Origin of the sequence: Bauldia litoralis, from assembly GCF_900104485.1 — a bacterium.
GTDB lineage: Bacteria > Pseudomonadota > Alphaproteobacteria > Rhizobiales > Kaistiaceae > Bauldia > Bauldia litoralis.
The window spans coordinates 580,683-599,629 of record NZ_FMXQ01000003.1 but is presented as its reverse complement, the minus strand read 5'-3'; the positions used below and the strand labels follow the sequence as shown (position 1 = coordinate 599,629).

19 protein-coding genes are annotated in these 18,947 nt (G+C 68.0%); 10 read left to right on the top strand and 9 right to left on the bottom strand.

The annotated features are described in order from the left end of the window. Positions 1-4 precede the first annotated feature (4 nt). Both phbB and BLT60_RS10125 read left to right on the top strand, forming a co-directional pair. On the top strand, positions 5-730 hold the full coding sequence (phbB, locus tag BLT60_RS10130) for an acetoacetyl-CoA reductase (protein ID WP_090876291.1): 726 nt from the start codon (positions 5-7) through the stop codon (positions 728-730). A gap of 126 nt (positions 731-856) precedes the next feature. Next, on the top strand, positions 857-2,536 hold the full coding sequence (locus BLT60_RS10125; RefSeq protein WP_090876290.1) for a glycosyltransferase family protein: 1,680 nt from the start codon (positions 857-859) through the stop codon (positions 2,534-2,536). Between the two features lie 27 nt (positions 2,537-2,563). Here the strand turns inward: BLT60_RS10125 and BLT60_RS10120 are convergent, their stop codons facing one another. Next, positions 2,564-4,294 carry an NYN domain-containing protein gene (locus BLT60_RS10120; RefSeq protein ID WP_175478371.1) on the bottom strand — a complete coding sequence of 577 codons (1,731 nt, stop codon included), beginning with the start codon at positions 4,292-4,294 and terminating at the stop codon, positions 2,564-2,566. Between the two features lie 165 nt (positions 4,295-4,459). On the opposite strand from BLT60_RS10120, the gene yddG reads away from it, so the two are divergent. Continuing rightward, complete coding sequence (gene yddG, locus BLT60_RS10115; RefSeq protein WP_090876288.1) at positions 4,460-5,332, top strand: aromatic amino acid exporter YddG; 873 nt, start codon at positions 4,460-4,462, stop codon at positions 5,330-5,332. Between the two features lie 24 nt (positions 5,333-5,356). Here yddG and gloB read toward each other — a convergent pair whose 3' ends face one another. Continuing rightward, on the bottom strand, positions 5,357-6,115 hold the full coding sequence (gene gloB, locus BLT60_RS10110) for a hydroxyacylglutathione hydrolase (RefSeq protein WP_090876287.1): 759 nt from the start codon (positions 6,113-6,115) through the stop codon (positions 5,357-5,359). A 118-nt stretch (positions 6,116-6,233) separates the two neighbouring features. Here gloB and BLT60_RS10105 point away from each other — a divergent pair, with 118 nt between their 5' ends. Continuing rightward, positions 6,234-6,983, top strand: coding sequence for a class I SAM-dependent methyltransferase (locus tag BLT60_RS10105; protein ID WP_090876354.1), 750 nt, complete (start codon positions 6,234-6,236; stop codon positions 6,981-6,983). A 344-nt stretch (positions 6,984-7,327) separates the two neighbouring features. Here BLT60_RS10105 and hpt read toward each other — a convergent pair whose 3' ends face one another. Together hpt and BLT60_RS10095 are read right to left on the bottom strand one after the other, a co-directional pair. After that, on the bottom strand, positions 7,328-7,870 hold the full coding sequence (hpt, locus tag BLT60_RS10100) for a hypoxanthine phosphoribosyltransferase (RefSeq protein ID WP_090876286.1): 543 nt from the start codon (positions 7,868-7,870) through the stop codon (positions 7,328-7,330). Next, positions 7,870-8,568 carry a zinc-ribbon domain-containing protein gene (locus BLT60_RS10095; protein ID WP_175478370.1) on the bottom strand — a complete coding sequence of 233 codons (699 nt, stop codon included), beginning with the start codon at positions 8,566-8,568 and terminating at the stop codon, positions 7,870-7,872. The genes hpt and BLT60_RS10095 overlap by 1 nt, the downstream gene beginning before the upstream one ends. A gap of 212 nt (positions 8,569-8,780) precedes the next feature. On the opposite strand from BLT60_RS10095, the gene ftsE reads away from it, so the two are divergent. The 4 genes from ftsE (at position 8,781) to BLT60_RS10075 (ending at position 11,957) form a co-directional block, all read left to right on the top strand. After that, positions 8,781-9,440 (top strand): cell division ATP-binding protein FtsE, encoded by a 660-nt coding sequence (gene ftsE, locus BLT60_RS10090; protein ID WP_090876284.1) that lies wholly within the window; start codon positions 8,781-8,783, stop codon positions 9,438-9,440. Positions 9,441-9,498: 58 nt separating this feature from the next. Next, positions 9,499-10,398, top strand: a complete 900-nt coding sequence (locus BLT60_RS10085) for a cell division protein FtsX (protein WP_090876283.1) — start codon at positions 9,499-9,501, stop codon at positions 10,396-10,398. Positions 10,399-10,524: 126 nt separating this feature from the next. Continuing rightward, positions 10,525-11,151: a YdcF family protein gene (locus BLT60_RS10080; protein ID WP_175478369.1), complete on the top strand. Its 627-nt coding sequence runs from the start codon at positions 10,525-10,527 to the stop codon at positions 11,149-11,151. A 20-nt stretch (positions 11,152-11,171) separates the two neighbouring features. Further along, positions 11,172-11,957, top strand: coding sequence for a lysophospholipid acyltransferase family protein (locus tag BLT60_RS10075; protein ID WP_244521205.1), 786 nt, complete (start codon positions 11,172-11,174; stop codon positions 11,955-11,957). A gap of 60 nt (positions 11,958-12,017) precedes the next feature. Here BLT60_RS10075 and BLT60_RS10070 read toward each other — a convergent pair whose 3' ends face one another. Beyond that, positions 12,018-12,545 (bottom strand): gamma-glutamylcyclotransferase, encoded by a 528-nt coding sequence (locus BLT60_RS10070; protein ID WP_090876281.1) that lies wholly within the window; start codon positions 12,543-12,545, stop codon positions 12,018-12,020. 119 nt (positions 12,546-12,664) lie between these two features. On the opposite strand from BLT60_RS10070, the gene BLT60_RS10065 reads away from it, so the two are divergent. Next, on the top strand, positions 12,665-13,696 hold the full coding sequence (locus BLT60_RS10065; RefSeq protein WP_090876280.1) for a DUF2125 domain-containing protein: 1,032 nt from the start codon (positions 12,665-12,667) through the stop codon (positions 13,694-13,696). A 5-nt stretch (positions 13,697-13,701) separates the two neighbouring features. Here BLT60_RS10065 and BLT60_RS10060 read toward each other — a convergent pair whose 3' ends face one another. The 4 genes from BLT60_RS10060 to pheA form a co-directional block, all read right to left on the bottom strand. After that, positions 13,702-14,472 carry an SDR family NAD(P)-dependent oxidoreductase gene (locus BLT60_RS10060; RefSeq protein WP_090876279.1) on the bottom strand — a complete coding sequence of 257 codons (771 nt, stop codon included), beginning with the start codon at positions 14,470-14,472 and terminating at the stop codon, positions 13,702-13,704. Between the two features lie 28 nt (positions 14,473-14,500). After that, positions 14,501-15,439, bottom strand: a complete 939-nt coding sequence (locus tag BLT60_RS10055) for a prephenate/arogenate dehydrogenase family protein (RefSeq protein WP_090876278.1) — start codon at positions 15,437-15,439, stop codon at positions 14,501-14,503. 196 nt (positions 15,440-15,635) lie between these two features. Next, the gene (gene hisC, locus BLT60_RS10050; RefSeq protein WP_090876277.1) at positions 15,636-16,742 is read right to left on the bottom strand and encodes a histidinol-phosphate transaminase; all 1,107 of its coding nucleotides are present in this window, start codon (positions 16,740-16,742) and stop codon (positions 15,636-15,638) included. Continuing rightward, entirely contained in the window at positions 16,739-17,593 is an 855-nt protein-coding gene (gene pheA / locus BLT60_RS10045; RefSeq protein ID WP_090876276.1) for a chorismate mutase, read from the bottom strand. Before pheA ends, hisC begins: the two co-directional genes overlap by 4 nt. 151 nt (positions 17,594-17,744) lie before the next feature. Here pheA and metX point away from each other — a divergent pair, with 151 nt between their 5' ends. After that, positions 17,745-18,947, top strand: a complete 1,203-nt coding sequence (gene metX / locus BLT60_RS10040; RefSeq protein ID WP_090876275.1) for a homoserine O-acetyltransferase MetX — start codon at positions 17,745-17,747, stop codon at positions 18,945-18,947.

Below are 18,947 nucleotides of genomic sequence, written 5' to 3'. Positions count from 1 at the left end.
GACCATGGCCGTTGCCATCGTTACGGGAGGAACGCGGGGCATAGGCGCTGCGATTTCGAGGATGCTGGCCGCGGGCGGCTCCACCGTCGCCGCGACCTATCATGGCAACGACGAGGCGGCGGAGGCCTTCAAGGCGGAGACCGGCGTCGCCATCTACAAATGGGACGTCGCCGATCCCGAGGCATCGGCCGAGGGGATCGCCAGGGTCGAGGCCGATCTCGGCCCGACCGGAATCCTGGTCAACAATGCCGGCATCACCCGCGACGGCATGTTCCACAAGATGACCTTCGACCAGTGGTCGGCGGTGCTGCGCACCAATCTCGATTCGATGTTCGCCATGACCCGACCGGTGATCGGCGGCATGCGCGACCGCGGCGCCGGCCGCATCGTCAACATCTCCTCGATCAACGGCCAGAAGGGCCAGATGGGCCAGGTCAACTACTCCGCGGCGAAGGCCGGCGTCATCGGCTTCACCAAGGCGCTGGCCCAGGAGAATGCCCGCAAGGGCGTCACGGTGAATTGCATCTGTCCGGGCTATGTCGCGACCGAGATGGTCGCGGCGATGCCGGAAAAGGTCCTCGACAGCATCGTTGGCCAGATCCCGGTCGGCCGGCTCGGCGAGGCAGACGAGATCGCCGCGCTTGTCGCCTATCTCGCCTCCGACGCGGCAGCCTTCATGACCGGCTCGGTGCTGACCATCAACGGTGGCCAGTACATCGCCAACGGCTGAGATCGCCTGGGCGCACCGGCAAATTCTCGGGCACTTCCCACGGAAATGCCTGCAATCGCCATTGCCAAACCCGTTTCAGGCCGTTCTTGTGCGGGCTCGCCCCCTCACACGTTCACGGGATAGCTTGTGGCATCCGACAATCCGAAGAAGGCCGAGCTTCGCCAGCACCGGGAAAACGCCGACGCCCTTGAGAAGGCCGGCGACTGGGTAGGCGCCGTCGCCGAGCGCGAAAAGGCCTATGCGCTTGCCCCCCGCCAGGGGACCCGCATGCAACTGGTCGACGCCCTGAGCCACGCCGGCGAGACCGAGCGCAGCTATCGCCTGCTGCTCGAGGCGCTCGCCGACGGGTCCGTCGGCGCCAGGCCGATCCGGCGCGGCTTCCACCAGGCGGTCGAACTCGGCGACCGCGACGCCCTGCCGATGTTCGCCGAGCGCCTCGCGGCGCTGCTTGCCGACCCCGACGAGCAGCGGCCGAAAAAGCCGAGGATGTCGATCTGGCATGCCCTGGTCTGGCTCGGCGAGATCGACATCGCGCTGGGCCACATGGACGCCCCAGCCCCGGCCGCCCCGGCCGCCGGCGACACGCCCTCGCCGCGCGCGGTCGTCGTCGACCCGGGCTTCGCCCCCGACACCGGCCAGGGGCACAACTTCAACAACAACCTCTTCTACCTGCACCGCTTCGCCGCACTCGGACTGCCGGGCGTCTTCTACGGCGCCACCGACGCAGGCGCGCCGCCGGAGGCACTTGGCTTCGACTTCCGTCCGGCGCTGACGACGCGGATGTATACCGGCGAAATCCCCTTCGACGACCTGCAATGGCACCGCAACGTCAATCGCTATTTCGAGGTGGAACTCGACCGGCAGATTCCCGCCGACGACCGGCTCTTCGTCTTTCACACCATGCGCAACACGACGATCCTCGGCATGGCCAACTGGATGCTGCGCCACCATGCCGACGACGGCTCGTCGCTGATCGTCGGGATCGTCGATTCCAATCTCGGCGCCCACCCGTCTCGCGCCGGGATCGTCCGCGCCATCTATGCCGAGACCTTCGCCGCGTTGAAGCAATTGGGCAATGCCGAACTCCTGATCTACTGCGAGACCCAGAGCCAGATCGACACCTTGCGCGAACTCGGCGGCGATACCTTTGATATCCGCCTCTTTCCCTATGTCGCCGCGGGGCTTGCGCTGGAACATGCGACGCCTCGCGCCGCCGCGCCGGGCGGACCCCTGCGGCTCGGCTACCTTGGCGCAACGCGGGAGGAGCGCGGCGCCGACCTGATTCCCGCCCTGGTCCACGAAACCCGAAAGGCCTTCGGCGATCGCATCGGCTGGACGGTGCAGCTCGACCCGGGCGGGCTGGCGCGGCTGGCGGATCGGCCGGTCGACGAGGCCATCGCCATGCTGCGCGACGATCCCGGCGTCGAGCTGATCGACGGCAAGGTTTCGACCGAGGACTATTTCGCCATGCTCGACCGCATGGACATCGTCGTGCTGCCCTATCGCCAGCGCTACGAGGTGTCCGGCTCGGGGGTCTTTGTCGAGGCCCTGTCGCTCGGCAAGGTGCTGGTCGTGCCGCAGCGCGGCTGGATGGCCGACTTCGCCCGGCGCTACGGCAACGAACCGGCGACCTTCGATGACGCCACGCCCGACGCCGTCCTGGCCGCGGTTCGGGAGGCGATCGACCGCCATGCGGATCTCAGCGAACGGGCGCTTGCCGCGGCCGACTCGTGGAACGCTGCGCAGGGCAGCGCGGCCGAGATCGGGCGCTGGTTGCAGGACCGCGTTGCCGGTCGCGGACGATAACCGGGACCCGACGGCTGGCCCGAAGGCTCAGCTCTGCTGGCGGGCGCGGCTGTAGGAGGCGATGATCCGCTGGATCTCGTCGCCGATGTCGTCGCTGTCGCCGCCCTCGCTGGGCTCGGCCTCGGGCGGCGGTTCCGCCGCGATCAGCGGATCGGTGTCCAGCGGCGACGCTTCCTCGATATCGAGGTCGAGATCGATCTCGACGTCAGCCTCGACCTGTCCCTCGTTAGCGGTGTCCTTGGCATTCGCCGGCGGGCCGCCGTCCTCGACCAGCACGTCGACCGCCTGGGCGATCGCCGCCAGGATCGAATTCTCCAGCCCGTCCGGCGCGTCGCCGGACTTGGCGGCCTTCGCCGGCGGCTTGAGCTGCGCGGCGGCCGATTGCGTCGGCGCATCCTTGGCCGGCGCCGCCTCCTTGTCCGACGGCTCGGCCTTCTCGTCCTTCTTGGCTCTCAGAGCCGCAAGACGGCCGGGCGCCCGCGACGCACTGCTTGCCCGCAGTTCCGCAAGCCGGCGCAGATGCGACGACCCACTGCTTGGCGACGGCTCGGCCTTCGGCGCCGGCGGCGTTTCGGGCTCGGCCGGCGCAGCCTGCTTGGTCGGCGCCTCTTCCTTCTCGGCCCTGGCGGGTTTTTCGGTCTTCTCCGCCTTCTCGGCTTTCTCTGCGTCCGGCTTCGCCGATACCGGTCGGGTCGGCCGTCGACGAAGAATCGACTTGCGCTCCGGCGGCTTGTCCTGGGTCTTCGTCGCCGGCGGCGTCGCGGCCGGACGGGCCGGCGGCGCGGCCGAGCGCCCGACGATCCACGACGGCAGGAGCGCTGCCTCCTCGGCGGTCACGTCGACGCCGGCGCTGCCGGCGAGATAGAGCACCTGCTCCCGGAAGACCTCGGCGAGGCGTTCCGGGGTATCGCTGGTCGAGAAGACATGGCCCTTCAGGGCAAGGCCCTTGACCACGAACAGCACCTGGCGGCGATTGGCGTTGCGCCCGGCCTCGGTGAGCCGTTCCGTCACCTTCTCGGCGGTCTGCTGGAAATGATAGCCGCTCTCGCCGACTTCCTGGGCAAGAAAGCGGAACAGGTCGGCGAAGGTGCGCGGCGAGAACATCGGGACATTGGTTGCCGCGTGAATCTTGCGGGCCAGCGCCTCGAGGGCGCTGCGGTCCCCGGCCGCCGCGGGTGCCTCGGCTTCGGCCAGGGCCTCCGCTTCGACTTCGGGCTCCGGCGGCGCTTCCTCGCTGACCAGGAGGTCAATGAAATCCTGCTCGGCGATCATCGCGTCGGCGATCGCCTTGTAGCTCGAGGACGTCACGTCGTCGGCGTAGATCACCGTCAACCGGTTATGCGCCCGCAGCCTGAGCAGCATCGGCGTCAGGTCGGTATCGGCCGACAGCAGGATGAATTCCTCGTAGCCGGCCGGATGGCCGAGTGCGTCCATCGCATCGAGAATGATGTGAATGGCCGCGGAATTGCGGTCGGACCCTTCCAGCGGCGGACAGTCGATGACCTCGAATCCAGAGGCGATGAACGCCGACCGGTTCTTGCCGAGAAGCTGCGGATCGGCATAGCAACGCCGTATCAGGCTGCGCCGACGCGCGCCCTCCTCCACTTCGGGCGTGACGAGTTTTCCGGTCTCGATCGCAGATACCAGCGTCGCGGCCTTCTGAGCGAGAAGCTCGGCCACGTCCGCGTGAGCTGCTTCAAGGCTGCGATGGAAGCTGTCGTAGTCTACGAACAGCGCACTCTTGATCGTATTCGCCATCATTCTCCTCGAGCGTGTTCCCGCGCTCGGGTCGGTGTGATTCTAGCCCCTCAGCCCTATTATTCTTAGCTTTTTGGCCCCGGTATGTCTCGCCTGTTTTAATTCATCCCCGGTGTTTAGGGGTAAAAAGCGCAAACGCGCGATTCGGCCCGGCCGGAAGGAAAGATGGCTCCTCGTCGACAACTCGCCACCTGGATCGGCTTCTCGGCCGTTCTGATGTGGTCGCTGCTGGCGGTGTTCACCGCCGCATCGGGTGCCGTACCGCCGTTCCAGCTTACCGCCATGGCCTTCACCGTCAGCGGCCTGCTGGGCCTCGGCTGGGTGGCGGCGACCGGTCGCGCAAGCGACCTCGTCATCCCGATCCGCGCCTGGATCCTCGGCATTGGCGGATTGTTCGGCTTCCATTTCTTCTACTTTACCGCGCTACGCGGCGCACCGCCGGTCGAGGCGAGCCTGATTTCCTATCTCTGGCCGCTGCTGATCGTCGTCTTTTCGGCGCTCCTGCCGGGCGAGCGGTTGCGCTGGTACCACCTGGTCGGCGCCCTTCTCGGCCTTGCCGGCACGGTCGTCGTGGTGACCGGCGGCCAAAGCGTCTCGATCGATCCGCAATTCGCCGCCGGCTATGCCGCCGCCCTTGGCGCCGCGCTCACCTGGTCGGCCTATTCGGTGCTGTCGCGGCGATTCGCCAGCGTCGGCACCGGCGCGGTCGCAGGCTTCTGCCTGGCGACCGCCGCCCTGAGCGCCATCGCCCATCTCGTCCTGGAAGAAACTGTGTGGCCGGCCGGGATCGGCGAATGGCTGGCGGTCGGCGGCCTTGGCCTGATGCCGGTCGGCGCGGCCTTTTATGTCTGGGACTACGGCGTCAAGCACGGCGACATCCAGGTGCTTGGCGCCAGCGCCTATGCCGCGCCCCTGCTGTCGACCATCGTGCTGATCGTCGCCGGCTTCGCCGCGCCGGCCTGGTCGATCGCCGTGGCGACCGCGCTGATTGCCGGCGGCGCGGCGCTGGCCTCGAAGGACGCCTTCAGGCGCCGCTGACCGGCGCCCGAAAACCTGCGTTCCTCAGAAGTTGTCCTTGCGCTTGCGGACCTCGGCGAAGACCTCGGCCTGCGACGCGCCCTCAAGGCCCAGGGTCTTGCGGATCGCCGGCGAACCGACGCGCAGGAACGGGTTGGTCGCCTTCTCCCGCGCGATTGTCGTCGGCAGCGTCGGCTTGCCCTCGGCGCGAAGCTGGTCGATTTCCGCGGCGCGCGCCACCAGTTCGGTGTTCTCCGGCTCGATGGTCAGCGCGAACTTGGCGTTGGCCTGCGTGTATTCGTGCCCACAATAGATCGTCGTGTCGTCGGGGAGCGCGGCCAGCTTGGCGAGCGACTCCCACATCATTTCCGGCGTGCCCTCGAACACCCGGCCACAGCCCAGCGCAAAGAGCGTGTCGGCGACAAAGGCCACCTTGGCGGCCGGCAGGTAGTAGGAGATGTGATCGAGCGTATGACCGGGCGTGGCAATGACCTGCACCTCGAAGGTGCCGAAGGTGAAGGTGTCGCCGTCCTTGACCGTCCGGTCGACGCCCGGGATCTTGCCAGCCGGGCCGACGATCTTGCAGTCATAGGCGGTCTTCAGCGTCAGGTTGGCCTCGACATGATCCTCGTGGTGATGGGTGACGAGAATCTCGTCGAGGTCCCAGCCGAGATCGGCCAGACGATCGACGATCGGCTGGAATTCGGGGGCGTCGATCGAGGCGGTGACGTTGGCCTCGGTGTCGTGAATGAGAACGCCGAAATTGTCCGAGCGACAGGGGAACTGCTCGATCTTCAGGACCATGGTAACTGTGACTCCGTCGGGTGTCGGTTGATGCCCCTGACTAGCATCTGCCGCCAACCGGGACCACCCGCCGCGCCGGACACGAAATCTTGGCGAAGAATGGCCTAGGATGGACGGCATGTATCTCGACGTTGTCGATCTCCGGGCCTTTTACGCCGAACGCCTCGGCGAGATTGCCAGCCGCCTGATCGGCGCCCGGCTCAAGAAGCACTGGCCCTCGCTCGCCGGCGAGCAGCTTCTCGGCATCGGCTATGCGACGCCCTATCTCGACGACCTTGCCGACGGCGCCGCCCGCACCATCGCCTTCATGCCGGAGGGACAGGGGGTGGTGAACTGGCCGCCGGACGGTCTCAACGCCGCTGCCCTCGTCGCCACCGACGTCCTGCCGCTCCCCGATGCCTCGATCGAGCGGGTGCTGGTGGTCCACAGCCTCGAGGTGGCGGACAATCCGCGCGAGCAGTTGCGCGAGATTTGGCGGGTTCTTGCTCCCGGCGGCCGCGTTATCCTCGTCGTCCCCAACCGCCGCGGCATCTGGGCCTGGGCGGAGAAGACGCCTTTCGGCTACGGCCGCCCCTTCACCCGCGGACAACTGACCGCGCTGTTGCGCGAGGCGATGTTCTCGCCACTCGGCTGGTCGGAAGCGCTCTGCGTCCCGCCGATCGCCCGCCGGCCCTGGCTGCGCACCGGCGCCAACTGGGAACGGGTCGGCGTCACGCTGTGGCCGGCATTCGCCGGGGTGATCCTCGTCGAGGCGACCAAGCAGCTTTACCGGGCCATCCCGGCCGACGCGAGCCGGCGAAAGCCGGCCTTCCGACCCGCCCTCGTCGCGCCCCCGGCTGCGGCCACCCGGGACTCCTCGGAGGACTGATTCCAAGAGGCGGGGCAAAAGAGGCGAGGACGGCCGAAGGCCGGACCGGGAAACAAGAAAAGAGGCGAGGAGGGCCGAAGGCTCCCGCACGGACCATGGGACGTCTTGCGGATCCCGTACCCGCTCGTCCCCGCGAAAGCGGGGATCCAGTCCTCCGGCCGGGTGCCCGTGTCGGCCGGCTACGAGCCCATTCCCGACGCCGCCTGGGTCCCCGCTTTCGCGGGGATGAGCGGTTGGGGGGAACGCGGCCTGCCCCACTCGCCGGGGGGCAACGCGGCAAAACAAGAGGCGGGGAGGCCCGGAGGGCCGACAGGGAAGGCAAAAAACGAGTAGGACCAGGGGTCCTACTCGTCTTCGACAACCCCGACGAAGGGCAGTTCCCGAAAGGCATGGGCGACGTCCATGCCGTATCCGACGACGAAATAGTCGGGGCAACTGAAGCCGACGTGATCGGCCTTCAGCGGCTGGGAGAGCTTGCCGGGCTTCTCGAGAAGCACGGCGATGCCGACCCGGTGCGCCTTGCGCGACAGCATCAGGCTCCGGGCAAAGGCCAGGGTCCGGCCGGATTCGAGAATATCGTCGATCAAGAGCACGTCACGGCCGGCCACGTCGGTCTCGATATCGCGGAGCACCGTGACCTCGCCGCTCGATTCGGTTCCGGAACGATAGCTGGAGAGCGACAGGAACTCGACCTCCGGCGCCAGTCCGACGGTGTGCAGCGCCCGGATCAGGTCGGCGGCGAAGATGAAGCTGCCCTTGAGGATCGAGACGACCAGCAGGTCGACATAGCCCGCCGTGGCGATCTCCTCGGCAAGCTCGACATTGCGCTTGGCAATCGTCGGCGCGTCATAGAGGACCCGAAGGTCGCGGCCCCGAATACGTTGCATCAGCGCGCGCCGGTCCCGGCGTCGCCGCGATCGGCAAGGCTGAGGGCGATCTGGCTGGCGCCCGGTCGGGGGCTCGCCATCGCCGAGCGGAAGCCGACCGTTTCGCCGGCGCGGACGCGTTGTACTGTTGGTTCCATCAGCCAGCTATAGACCTCGGACCCGTCCTCCTTCAAGGCGATGCGCACGGCGGGCACGTCGAGGTCCTGGCCGCTGCGGTTGACGATCTGGCCTTCGACCAGGATCGCTTCGGTGCCGCGCAGGGTAACGGTCTTGCTGGAAACCGCCTCCAGCGCGACGCTGCCACGCTCGGTGACGAAGCCGACGAACCGCGGCAGGGCGGAGACCGCCGGCGTCAGCAGGACGATGGCGATCAGCGTCAGGACCAGCGCCGTCGCCGCGGCCACGAAGCCATAGCGCCGGGCGGCAGGCGGTACCCGGACACTCGCCGTGCGGGCCGCGCCCTGGCCGTGGAATCCGGAGGTGAATCGAATGGGCGGCACGAACTCGCCGTCGATGATCGGCGATTCGCGGCGAGTCATCGGTCGCCGGTCACGGCGCCCGAAATCCGCGTTCGCTGCGAAATGGCGCGCCAGCCACGTCGTCTGGCAGTTCGGACAGCGTTCGAGGCGACCGACTTCGCCGACTTCCTCCGGCGAGAGCAGGCTCGGCGTCTTGCATTTCGGGCATCGTATCGTCATGGCTCGCAATCCCCCAACAGGAGCATGCGGACAACGATAGGCGAAGAAAGTTAACGCCTTGGAAACCATGATGGGGGAAAGCCGGACGGTCTTCTGGCAACGCTTGCGCCGTTGAGATGCCTTGTTCCGGTGGCACCAACGGCCACAAACGGCTAAGCGGGGAATGGCAAGGTGGTTCTGAAGAGGACGGACGAGGCAAGGCTGGCGACCAGGTGATTCGTTTCGAGAATGTTGGCCTCCGTTACGGAATGGGGCCCGAAATCCTTCGCGATCTGTCCTTCCAGATCGCTCCGCGCTCGTTCCAGTTCCTGACCGGCCCGTCCGGAGCGGGAAAGACGACGCTGATTCGACTTATTTTCCTGTCCTTGAAGCCGACGCGCGGCCTGATCACGGTGTTCAACCGGGATGCCGCATCGCTGTCCAAGACCGACCTGCCGGCGCTGCGCCGACGGATCGGTGTCGTCTTCCAGGATTTCCGCTTGCTCGACCATCTCACCACATTCGAGAATGTCGCCCTGCCGCTGCGGGTCCTCGGCAACGAGGAATCGAGCTACCGGGCCGATGTCGTCGAATTGCTGCGCTGGGTCGGGCTCGGCGACCGGATGCATGCCTTCCCGCCGGTCATGTCCGGCGGTGAGAAGCAGCGCGCGGCGCTGGCCCGCGCCCTGATCGGCAAGCCGGAAATCCTGCTCGCCGACGAACCGACCGGCAACGTCGATCCGCCGCTCGCCCGCCGGCTGATGCGCCTTTTCGTCGAGCTCAACCGGCTTGGCACATCCGTCGTCATCGCCACCCATGACATCAACCTGATGAACCAGTTCAATGCCCGGCGTCTCGTCATCGAGGAAGGGCGGCTCACTGTCTACGACTGAGGCCGACCACTCGCACAAGCTCCAGCTTGCGGCCTTTCGCCGGCAGTCCCGCCTGGCGATGCGCAAGCAGAGCCAGCTCGTGCCGGAAAACACGGTTTCCGGCAACGCGCTGACGATCGTCGTCGCCATCATGTGCTTCCTCGCCTGCCTGACCCTCGGCGCCGTCACCCTTGTCCGCGACGCGGCGAGCGACTGGCAGACCGACCTGTTGCGCGAGGTCACCATCCAGGTCCGGCCGATCGAGGGCGTCGACACGGCGGCCGAGGCCGCCAAGGCGGCGACGGTCGCCCGGCTGTTTCGCGGCGTCGCCAGCGCCGAGGTGATCTCCGAGGCCGAGAGCACGGCGCTGCTCGAACCGTGGCTCGGCACCGGCCTCGATCTCGGCGAATTGCCGATCCCGCGGCTGATCGTCGTCCGCCTCTCCGACCCGTCGATCGTCGATCTCGGCGCCCTGGCCGACCGCCTCGCCGCCCAGGTCCGCGGCGCGACGCTCGACGATCATCGGGGCTGGACCTCGCGGCTCCAGACCATGGCGCGGGTCACCGTCTTCATCGGCCTCGGCATCCTGTCGCTGGTATTCATGGCGACCGTCCTCAGCGTCGTTTTCGCCACCCGCGGCGCCATGGCCGGCAATCGCGACGTCGTCTCGGTGCTCCATTTCGTCGGCGCCGAGGACGGCTTCATCGCCCGCGAATACCAGCGCCACTTCATGCTGCTCGGCCTCAAGGGCGGGCTGATGGGCGCCGCCGCCGCCGCCTTCATCTTCGCCCTGACCAGCTTCGTCCTGGCGCCGTCGATGAGCCCGGTCGCCGCCGACCAGACAGCGGCGCTGTTCGGCAGTTTCGCGGTCGGTCCGGTCGGCTATCTGGGGGCGCTCGCCATCGCCTTCATGATCGCCGTGATGACCGCGATAACCTCGCGGCTCACCGTCTATCGCTACCTGGCCGAGTCTGAATGAGCATGCGGCAATGAGATATGGGCGGGACGGCGCGGATTTTGGTATGATCGCTGCTGCGACGGTCGCGGCATGAACGCGATTGCAGAGGATAAATCGCGCCGGGACACGGCGGCGAAAGGACAGTTGATGGCTTCGCGGAAGCGGAAACCGGTGTGGTTTGCGGCAACTGCCCTTGCCGGATCGCTGGTTGTCGGCCTCGCCATCGGCTTCGTCGCCTTCGCCCGCACGGTGACGGTCGCCGCCCCGCCGGTCGATCCGCGCGCCGAGGGCATCGTCGTCCTGACCGGCGGCACCGCCCGCATCGACGGCGCGCTCGCCCTGCTCGCCGAAGGGCGCGCCCAGCGCCTGTTGATCTCTGGCGTCAACCCGGTCGTCACCCGCGAAACGCTCGCCGAGACGGTGGAGGATGGCGTCCGCCCGGTGCTCGCCTGCTGCGTCGATCTCGACCACGCCCGCGACACCATCGAGAATGCCAGCGAGACCCAGCGCTGGGTCGAGGAGCAGGGCTTCAGGTCGCTGATCGTCGTCACCAGCGACTATCACATGCCGCGCAGCATGGCCGAGCTCGGCGGCACCATGCCGGATGTCGAACTGATCGCCTTCCCCGTCAGCAATCCCGACCTGCGTCTCGACGACTGGTGGCGGGATTCGGCCACCTTCGGCCTGCTTGCCCGCGAGTACGGCAAATTCCTCGCCGCGGAAGCCCGCCAGCTTCTTCCGATCACCCGCCCGGCCCGCGCCGCCGGCCGTTGAGCGTCGACAAGGGTCCCGGTTTGGCGACGATCCTCCGATCGCTGGTCTTCAACATCGCCTTCTATCTCGTCACCACGGTTATGCTGATCGTCGGCATCGTGCCGTTCCTGCTGATGCCGCAACGCACCGGCGTCGCCTTCGCCAAGCTGTGGGGGACGGTCTGCACCTTTCTCGCCCGCGTCCTTGGCGGCATCCGGCTGGAAGTCCGTGGCCGCGAGCATATCCCGCAGGGCGCGGCCATCGTCGCCGCCAAGCACCAGTCGGCCTACGAGACCTTCGCCCTGATCCCGACGCTCGCCTTTCCGACCTTCGTCATCAAGCGCGAGCTGAGGCAGATCCCGCTCTTCGGCCTCTACACCACCGCCGCCGGCATGATCCATGTCGAGCGCGGCGGCGGGTCCGCCGCCTTGCGCGCGCTGGTGGCGCGAGCCCGCGAGGAGATCGCCAAGCAGCGCGAGATCATCATTTTTCCGGAAGGCACTCGCCGGGCGCCGGGCGCGCCGCCGGATTATCACTTCGGCGTCTCCTTCATGTACAAGGCGCTCGGCGTCCCGGTCGTGCCGGTGGCGCTCAACAGCGGCCTGTTCTGGCCGCGCCGCAAGTTCCTCCGCTACCCCGGCACGATCGTCATCGAATACCTGCCGCCGATCGAGCCCGGCCTCGACACCAAGGACTTCGCCGAGCGGCTGGAAAAGGCCGTCGAGGAGGCCTCCGACCGCCTCATCGCCGAGGCCGCCGCCGCACCCAATCCGCCGCCCCTTTCCGATGCGGCCCGGTCGCGCATTGCGACGATCGGGCACGACTGAAGCCGGCGCGGCCGCCAGCCATCGTCTCGCCGGAATGTTCGTCTCTCTCGGACGCTTCGCTCAGGTGTCGGCCAGCGCCGCCACGACGCGTTCGAGAATCGGGTCGGTGAGGCCAAGGGCACGCAAATGCGCCACGGTACTGACGATATAGTCGCTGTTGGCGCCGGACTGGCCGTGGCCGGCGCGGACATGGGCAAGGATGGCGTCCGGCGGCAATCGCCCGGCATATTGCTGATGATCGCGATCGACCATGTAGGTCACCGCCGCGACCTCGGGCCGTCCCTCGCGGCGCAGCCGGATCGGCCGCGACACCTCGCGATAGACATCGGTCACCAGTTCGCGTTCGCGCAGGTAGGCGAGCACGGCGGCGCGATCGCGTCCCGCCACCCGGAAGGCGACGCCGCGGCACGAGCCGCCCCGGTCGAGGCCGAGCACCAGCCCGGGCCGCGCCCGGGTGCCGCGATGGACCCAGGAATAGACGCAGAGCGATCGATGGGCGCCCGCCAGGTCGGCGGTCTCGGATTCGAGATAGTCGAAGCCCGGCCGCCACATCAGCGACCCATAGCCAAAGACCCAGAAATCGGACATACGCATCGGATCCGAATTGCGGACAGGGCAAGCGGAAGAGCCGGGAGCGCGTTCACGACGATCGATCCGGGCGGGCGTCGGCCTATCAGGTCGACCAGCGCCGCGCAACAAGGCACCCCATGACCAAACGACGACACCGTTTCCGCCGCGGCACGACCATCGCGACCCTTGTCGTGGTCCTGCTCGTCGTCCTATGGGGCGGCTACTGGTACCTGAGCAACCGCATGGCGACCAGCGCAGTGCAGGACCTCCTTGCCTCGCTCGCCGCCGACGGACGGGCGGTCGCCTGCGTCGAGAACGAGACCGGCGGCTTTCCCCTCAGCCTCGACCTCGATTGCGGCCAGCCAAGCTTCAACGACACGAAGGCCGGCATGGCGGTTGGCTTCACCCGCCTCACGGCCAGCGCCCCGGTCTACTGGCCGGGCAGCGTCACAGCCGCGCTTTCGGCGCCGATGGCGATCGACGCACCGGCGCAGGGCCTTGCCTATGACGCCAACTGGTTGCGGGCGATCGCCAACGCCGATGCCGGCCTGTCCGGCCTCAACAGCATCGCCTTCGAACTCGATGAATTGACCGTCGCCGCCAAACCCGACGTCAAGAAGCCGCCTTTCACCCGGCTTGCCGCCAGCCGCGCCCGTGGCGCCGCCGAGCCTGCCGGCGGTGACGCCTACCGCTTTACCCTGCTCGCCGACGACCTGCTGGTGAAGCTGCGCAAGGGCGCCGACCTGCCGGCCTTCGCCATCCAGATGGATGTCACCGCCCACGATGTCGGCGGCTCGCTCGGCACCGACCCCGCCGCCACCATGCGCGCCTGGCTCGCCAGCGGCGGCACCGTCGACGTCACCAGCCTGCTGGTCGCGCTTGGTGGTTCGGTGATCCGCGCCAGCGGCGCGGTTCGCCTGTCGCCGGCGGGCCTGATCACCGGCAACCTGACGGTCCGCGTCTCCGGCCTGAAGAAGCTGCCAAAGGCGGTCGCAAAGATCCGTCCCGGCGCCGAGGACCAGGTCAAGCAGTGGATCGCGGCCGCCAGCATGTTCGCCAAGCCGGTCGAGGGCGACGCGGACGCACGCGAAATGCCGATCGCCATTCGCGACGGCGTGGTTTCGGTCGGGGTGATCGCGGTCGCCACCATCCCGCCGCTGCGGTTCTGACGGCCTCAGATCCCGGAGGCGAGATAGCCGCCATCGACGTTGAGCGTCGTGCCGCTGACGAAACCGGCGGCGTCCGAGGCAAGGTAGATCGCCGCGCCGACCAGTTCCGACAGGTCGCCGGCCCGCTTCATCGCCGCCCGCCGCTCCAGTTCCGCCTTGCGTTCCTTCGGCATGTTGCGATTGAGGTCGGTGACGAAGAAGCCCGGCGCAATCGCGTTGACCCTTACCCCGCCCTCGCCCCACTCGGCCGCAAGACTCTGGGTGATGCCGCCGACGCCGCATTTGCTGGCGCCATAGGCCGCGGCCTGCGCCCAGCCGTTATGGGCGGAGAGCGAGGAGATGTTGACGATCGCTCCCTTGCCGCGTTCCAGCATGCGGCGGCCGAAGGCGGTGCAGGCGAAGAAAACGCCCTTCAGGTTGGTATCGAGGATCGCGTCATATTCCGCCTCGCTGAGCTCCAGCGCCGGCTTGATGAAGGTCGTCCCCTGGCAGTTGACCAGAATGTCCATCGGCCCGTGATCGGCCTCGATTCTTTCGGCGAAAGGCTCGAGCGTCGCGACCGACTGGACGTCGACCGGATAGGCGATCGGTGCGCCATCGTCACCGCCAAGCTCGGCGGCAACCCGGTCGAGCTTGTCCTGCCGGCGCCCGGCGATCAGGACCCTCGCCCCGGCCACCTTGTAGCCCAGTGCGATCTCCCGGCCGATGCCGCTCGTGCCGCCGATCACCAGCGCGGTCCTGCCGGCGAGCGCGAAGGCGCCCATGTCGAAGCCCATCGCTCGTCTCCCTGCTCTGCTGGCGGGGTTATCCCGCTTCGTCGTCGTCCTTGCCGTGCGGCCGGTCGAGATCGGCCGCCTCGATCGCCTGGCCGGCGGCAATGATGCCGCGCCGGATTTCCCGGGTCCGGGCGAAGAGGTCGTAGAGCTTGTCGCCCTCGCCGTAGCGGATCAGCCGCTGCAGCGCCGTCAGGTCCTCGGAGAAGCGACCGAGCATTTCCAGCACCGCCTCGCGATTGTTGAGGAAGATGTCCCGCCACATCGTCGGATCGGAGGCGGCGATGCGGGTGAAGTCGCGGAACCCGCCGGCCGAGAATTTCATCACCTCGGACTGGGTCACCGTCTCGAGATCGGCGGCCGTGCCGACGATGTTGTAGGCGATCAGATGCGGCACATGGCTGGTGATCGCCAGCACGAGGTCATGGTGCTCGGCGGTCATCGTCTCGACATTGGCGCCGAGGCGGCTCCAGAAGTCGACGAGCCGCGCCACGGCGGCCGGGTCGGCCTCCGGCGGCGGCGTCAGGATGCACCAGCGGTTGTCGAACAAAGCGGCGAAGCCGGCGTCCGGCCCCGAATATTCGGTGCCGGCGACCGGATGGGCCGGCACCAGGTGAACATCCGCCGGCAGGTGCAGCGCCATCTGGGCGATCACCGACGCCTTGACCGAACCGACATCCGAGATGGTCGACCCCGGCTTGAGGTGGCGCGCGATGGCCTCCGTCGCCGTGCCCGAGGCGCCGACCGGGATGCACAGGATGACGCAATCGGCGTCCTTTACCGCGTCGGCCGGATCGGCGTGATAGCTGTCGCCGAGCCCGAGTTCCTCGGCGCGCTCCAGCGTCTTCGCCGTGCGGCTGTGGATCGCGACATGCCCGGCGGCCCCGGACCTGCAGGCGGCCAGCGCGATCGACGCACCGATCAGCCCGATGCCGATCAGCGCCAGCCGCGGAAAGACGGGATCGCTCACGATGTCGGTCCTTCCTGGGTCGGCTGGCGTGCGTCCTTCGAGGCTCGGGCTTCACCCTCGCACCTCAGGATGGCGAGGACGGGAGACGCCCCACAAGAAGGCCGCCCCCCAAACGGAAACCACAACCCTGGCCATCCTGAGGTGCGAGCGAAGCGAGCCTCGAAGGACGCAATGCCGCTATCCACCACCGAAGCCATCACGTCGTCCCGCCCATGAACGCGGCAAGGCCGGCCAGCGCCGCCTCATTCGCCTCGTCGGAGCCGACGGTCATGCGCAGCGCGTTGGGCAGGCCATAGGCCTCCAGCCGCCGGACCACCACGCCCCGCGAAACGAGAAAGGCGTCGGCATCGACCGCCCGCCGCCCGGCTTCTTCGGGAAAATGGATCAGCACGAAATTGGCGACGCTCGGCGTGACCGTCAGGCCAAGCCCCTCGATCGCCGCGGTCAGCTTCGGCAGCCACGTCTCGTTGTGGGTCGCCGCCTTCTCGGTATGGCCACGGTCGCCGATCGCCGCGACGCCCGCAGCAATCGCCGGCGCCGAGACGTTGAACGGACCGCGAATGCGGTTCAGCGCATCGATGATATGCGCCGCGCCATAACCCCAGCCGATCCGCAGTCCCGCCAGCCCGTGAATCTTCGAAAAGGTCCGCGTCATGATGACATTGTCGGCGTTGCCGGCGAGCTCGATCCCGCTCTCATAGTCGTTGCGGCGCACGTACTCGGCATAGGCGGCGTCGATGACCAGCACGGTCTCGGGCGGCAGCCCGGCATGCAGCCGCCGCACCTCGTCGAAGGGCAGGTAGGTGCCGGTCGGGTTGTTGGGATTGGCGAGAAAGACCACCCGCGTCCGTTCGGTGACGGCGGCCAGGATCGCGTCGACGTCGGCGGTATAGTCGGTCTCGGCCGCGACCACCGGCGTACCGCCGGCCGCCTTGATGGCGATCGGGTAGACGAGAAAGCCGTGGGTGGTGTGGATCGCCTCGTCGCCGGGGCCGATGAAGGCCTGGGCGATCAGCGTCAGGATTTCGTCCGAGCCGGCGCCGCAGACGATGCGGTCCGGGTTGAGGCCGTGGGCCGCGCCGATAGCCGCGCGCAGGTCCGCCGCCGATCCGTCGGGATAAAGCGCCAGCGTCTCCGCCACCGAGCGATAGGCGGCGACCGCGGCGGGGCTCGGCCGGAGCGGCGTCTCGTTGGACGACAGCTTGTGCAGCTTGACGCCCGGCGCCGCCTTGGAGCGGCCGGGCACATAGGCGGCGATGTCGAGGACGCCGGGGCGCGGCGTCGGGCGTCGGTCGGTCGTCATGCGCCGTCTCCCTCGCCGATCGGCGCGTAGAGCACCGATGGCGCGCCGTCGAGCGCGATGCCGCGGGCGATGCCGCCGACGTCGGCGATCGTGTCGAGGGTCGTCCCGGCCCGCGCCTCGATCGCCGCGCGATCGAGGTCGGCCGGTGCCGCCACCAGCGTGTCCCGGATGCCGCCACTCTCCCGTCGGGCCAGAACCTCGATGCCGTCGCCGGCCACGAGGTCCGCGCCAGAGGTGACCGCATAGAGGATCACCTCCGGCGGCGTCGGATCGGCCAGCGGCGGCGAGATCACCAGCGCCGGCAGGTCGGCGGGCCGGCGTTTCGACCGGATGAAGGGCAGGTGCGACATGATCCGCGGCGTGCCGTCGCCGATCAGGCCGCGCCACCACGGCGCGCCCGCGCCGGTCTCGTCGATCGCGACGAGGCCGAGGTCTGTGTTGCCGGCGACCCGGGCCACCACGGCCGCGGCGTCGGGCATCGCGTCGAGACCGACCGAGAAGCCGAAATAGAAGCGGGCGAGGTCGCGCATCCGCTCCGGCGCATGGCTCATGTCGACGGCGACGTCGAAGGGCGCTTGCATCCGGGTGAAGGTGGTGATGATCTCGCGCCAGATATGCTCGACCGTCGTCACCGGCAGCGCGCCCTGATGCGCGGCGACCAGCCGGCGCATCATCGAGGCTTCGCGGCCGGGCCGAAAGGCGTTGCCCGCCTTGCTCGTCCCCTTGATCCGGACCAGCGAGTCGACCACCGCGCCGCGCTCGATGAGCAGGCGATGCACATCGTCGTCGATGGCGTCGATCTTCTGGCGGAGAGCCGTCAGGGCTTGGGTGTCAGTCGCCGGTTCGGACATGGGTCGGGTGGCCGCCGTGGAGGGTCTGATTGCGGGCTGGTCGAGGGCGCCGATTCATAGGCAAGCCGCCCGGCAAAATCAAAGAAAACATTGACAGTTAGCGGTGCCCCTCCTAGCAGATTGACTCCCTGTAACGATGTAAGAACCTGCGATGGCGATCGTCGGCGACACGGAGCCGACAGGCGCCCCGGCTGCCGATCAGGCGGTCGTGGCACTTGAACAGGCAGACAATCCCTCCAGTCCGGTCGTCCGTTTCGGCCCGGACCGCCCGCTGCTGCTCGATTCCGGCAAGCGGCTCAACCACTTGCAGATTGCCTACCAGACCTATGGTACGCTGAATGAGGCGCGCTCCAACGCCATTCTGCTCTGCCACGCCCTGACCGGCGACCAGCATGCCTGCAATCGCCATCCGGTCACCGGCAAGCCCGGCTGGTGGACGGAGATGGTCGGACCGGGCAAGGCGATCGACACCGACCGCTATTTCATCATCTGCACCAATGTGCTGGGCGGCTGCATGGGCACCACCGGCCCGGCGACGACCGATCCGGAAACCGGCGAGCCCTATGGCCTCGGCCTGCCCGTCATCACCGTCGGCGACATGGTCCGGGCCCAGGCCATGCTGCTTGACCAACTCGGCATCGAGACGCTGTTCTGCGTTGCCGGCGGATCGATGGGCGGCATGCAGGTGCTGCAATGGGCGGCGACCTATCCCGAACGGGTATTCTCGGCCCTGCCGATTGCCGCCGGCGCCCGCCATTCCTCGCAGAATATTGCCTTCCACGAGGTCGGCCGCCAGGCGGTAATGGCCGATCCGGAATGGCGCGGCGGCCGCTACCTGCTTGACGACACCAGCCCCCGCAAGGGACTGGCCGTCGCCCGCATGGCCGCCCATGTCACCTACCTGTCCGAGCAGGCGCTCCACCGCAAGTTCGGCCGCAACCTTCAGGATCGCGACAAGCCGACCTTCGGCTTCGACGCCGATTTCCAGATCGAATCCTACCTGCGCCACCAGGGCATGACCTTCGTCGAGCGGTTCGACGCCAATTCCTATCTCTACCTGACCCGGGCGATGGATTATTTCGACCTTGCCGAGGATTATGGCGGCCGCCTCGCCAACGCCTTCCGCGGTTCGAAGACCCGCTTCTGCGTCGTGTCCTTCACCTCCGACTGGCTCTTTCCGACCGTCGAGAACAAGGCGGTGGTCCGCGCGCTGAACGCCGCCGGGGCCAGCGTCAGCTTCGTCGAGATCGACACCGATCGCGGCCATGACGCCTTCCTGCTCAACGAGCCGGAGATGTTCGACACCATTCGCGGCTTCCTGTCCTCCGCCGCCTACGCCCGCGGGATCGCGTGA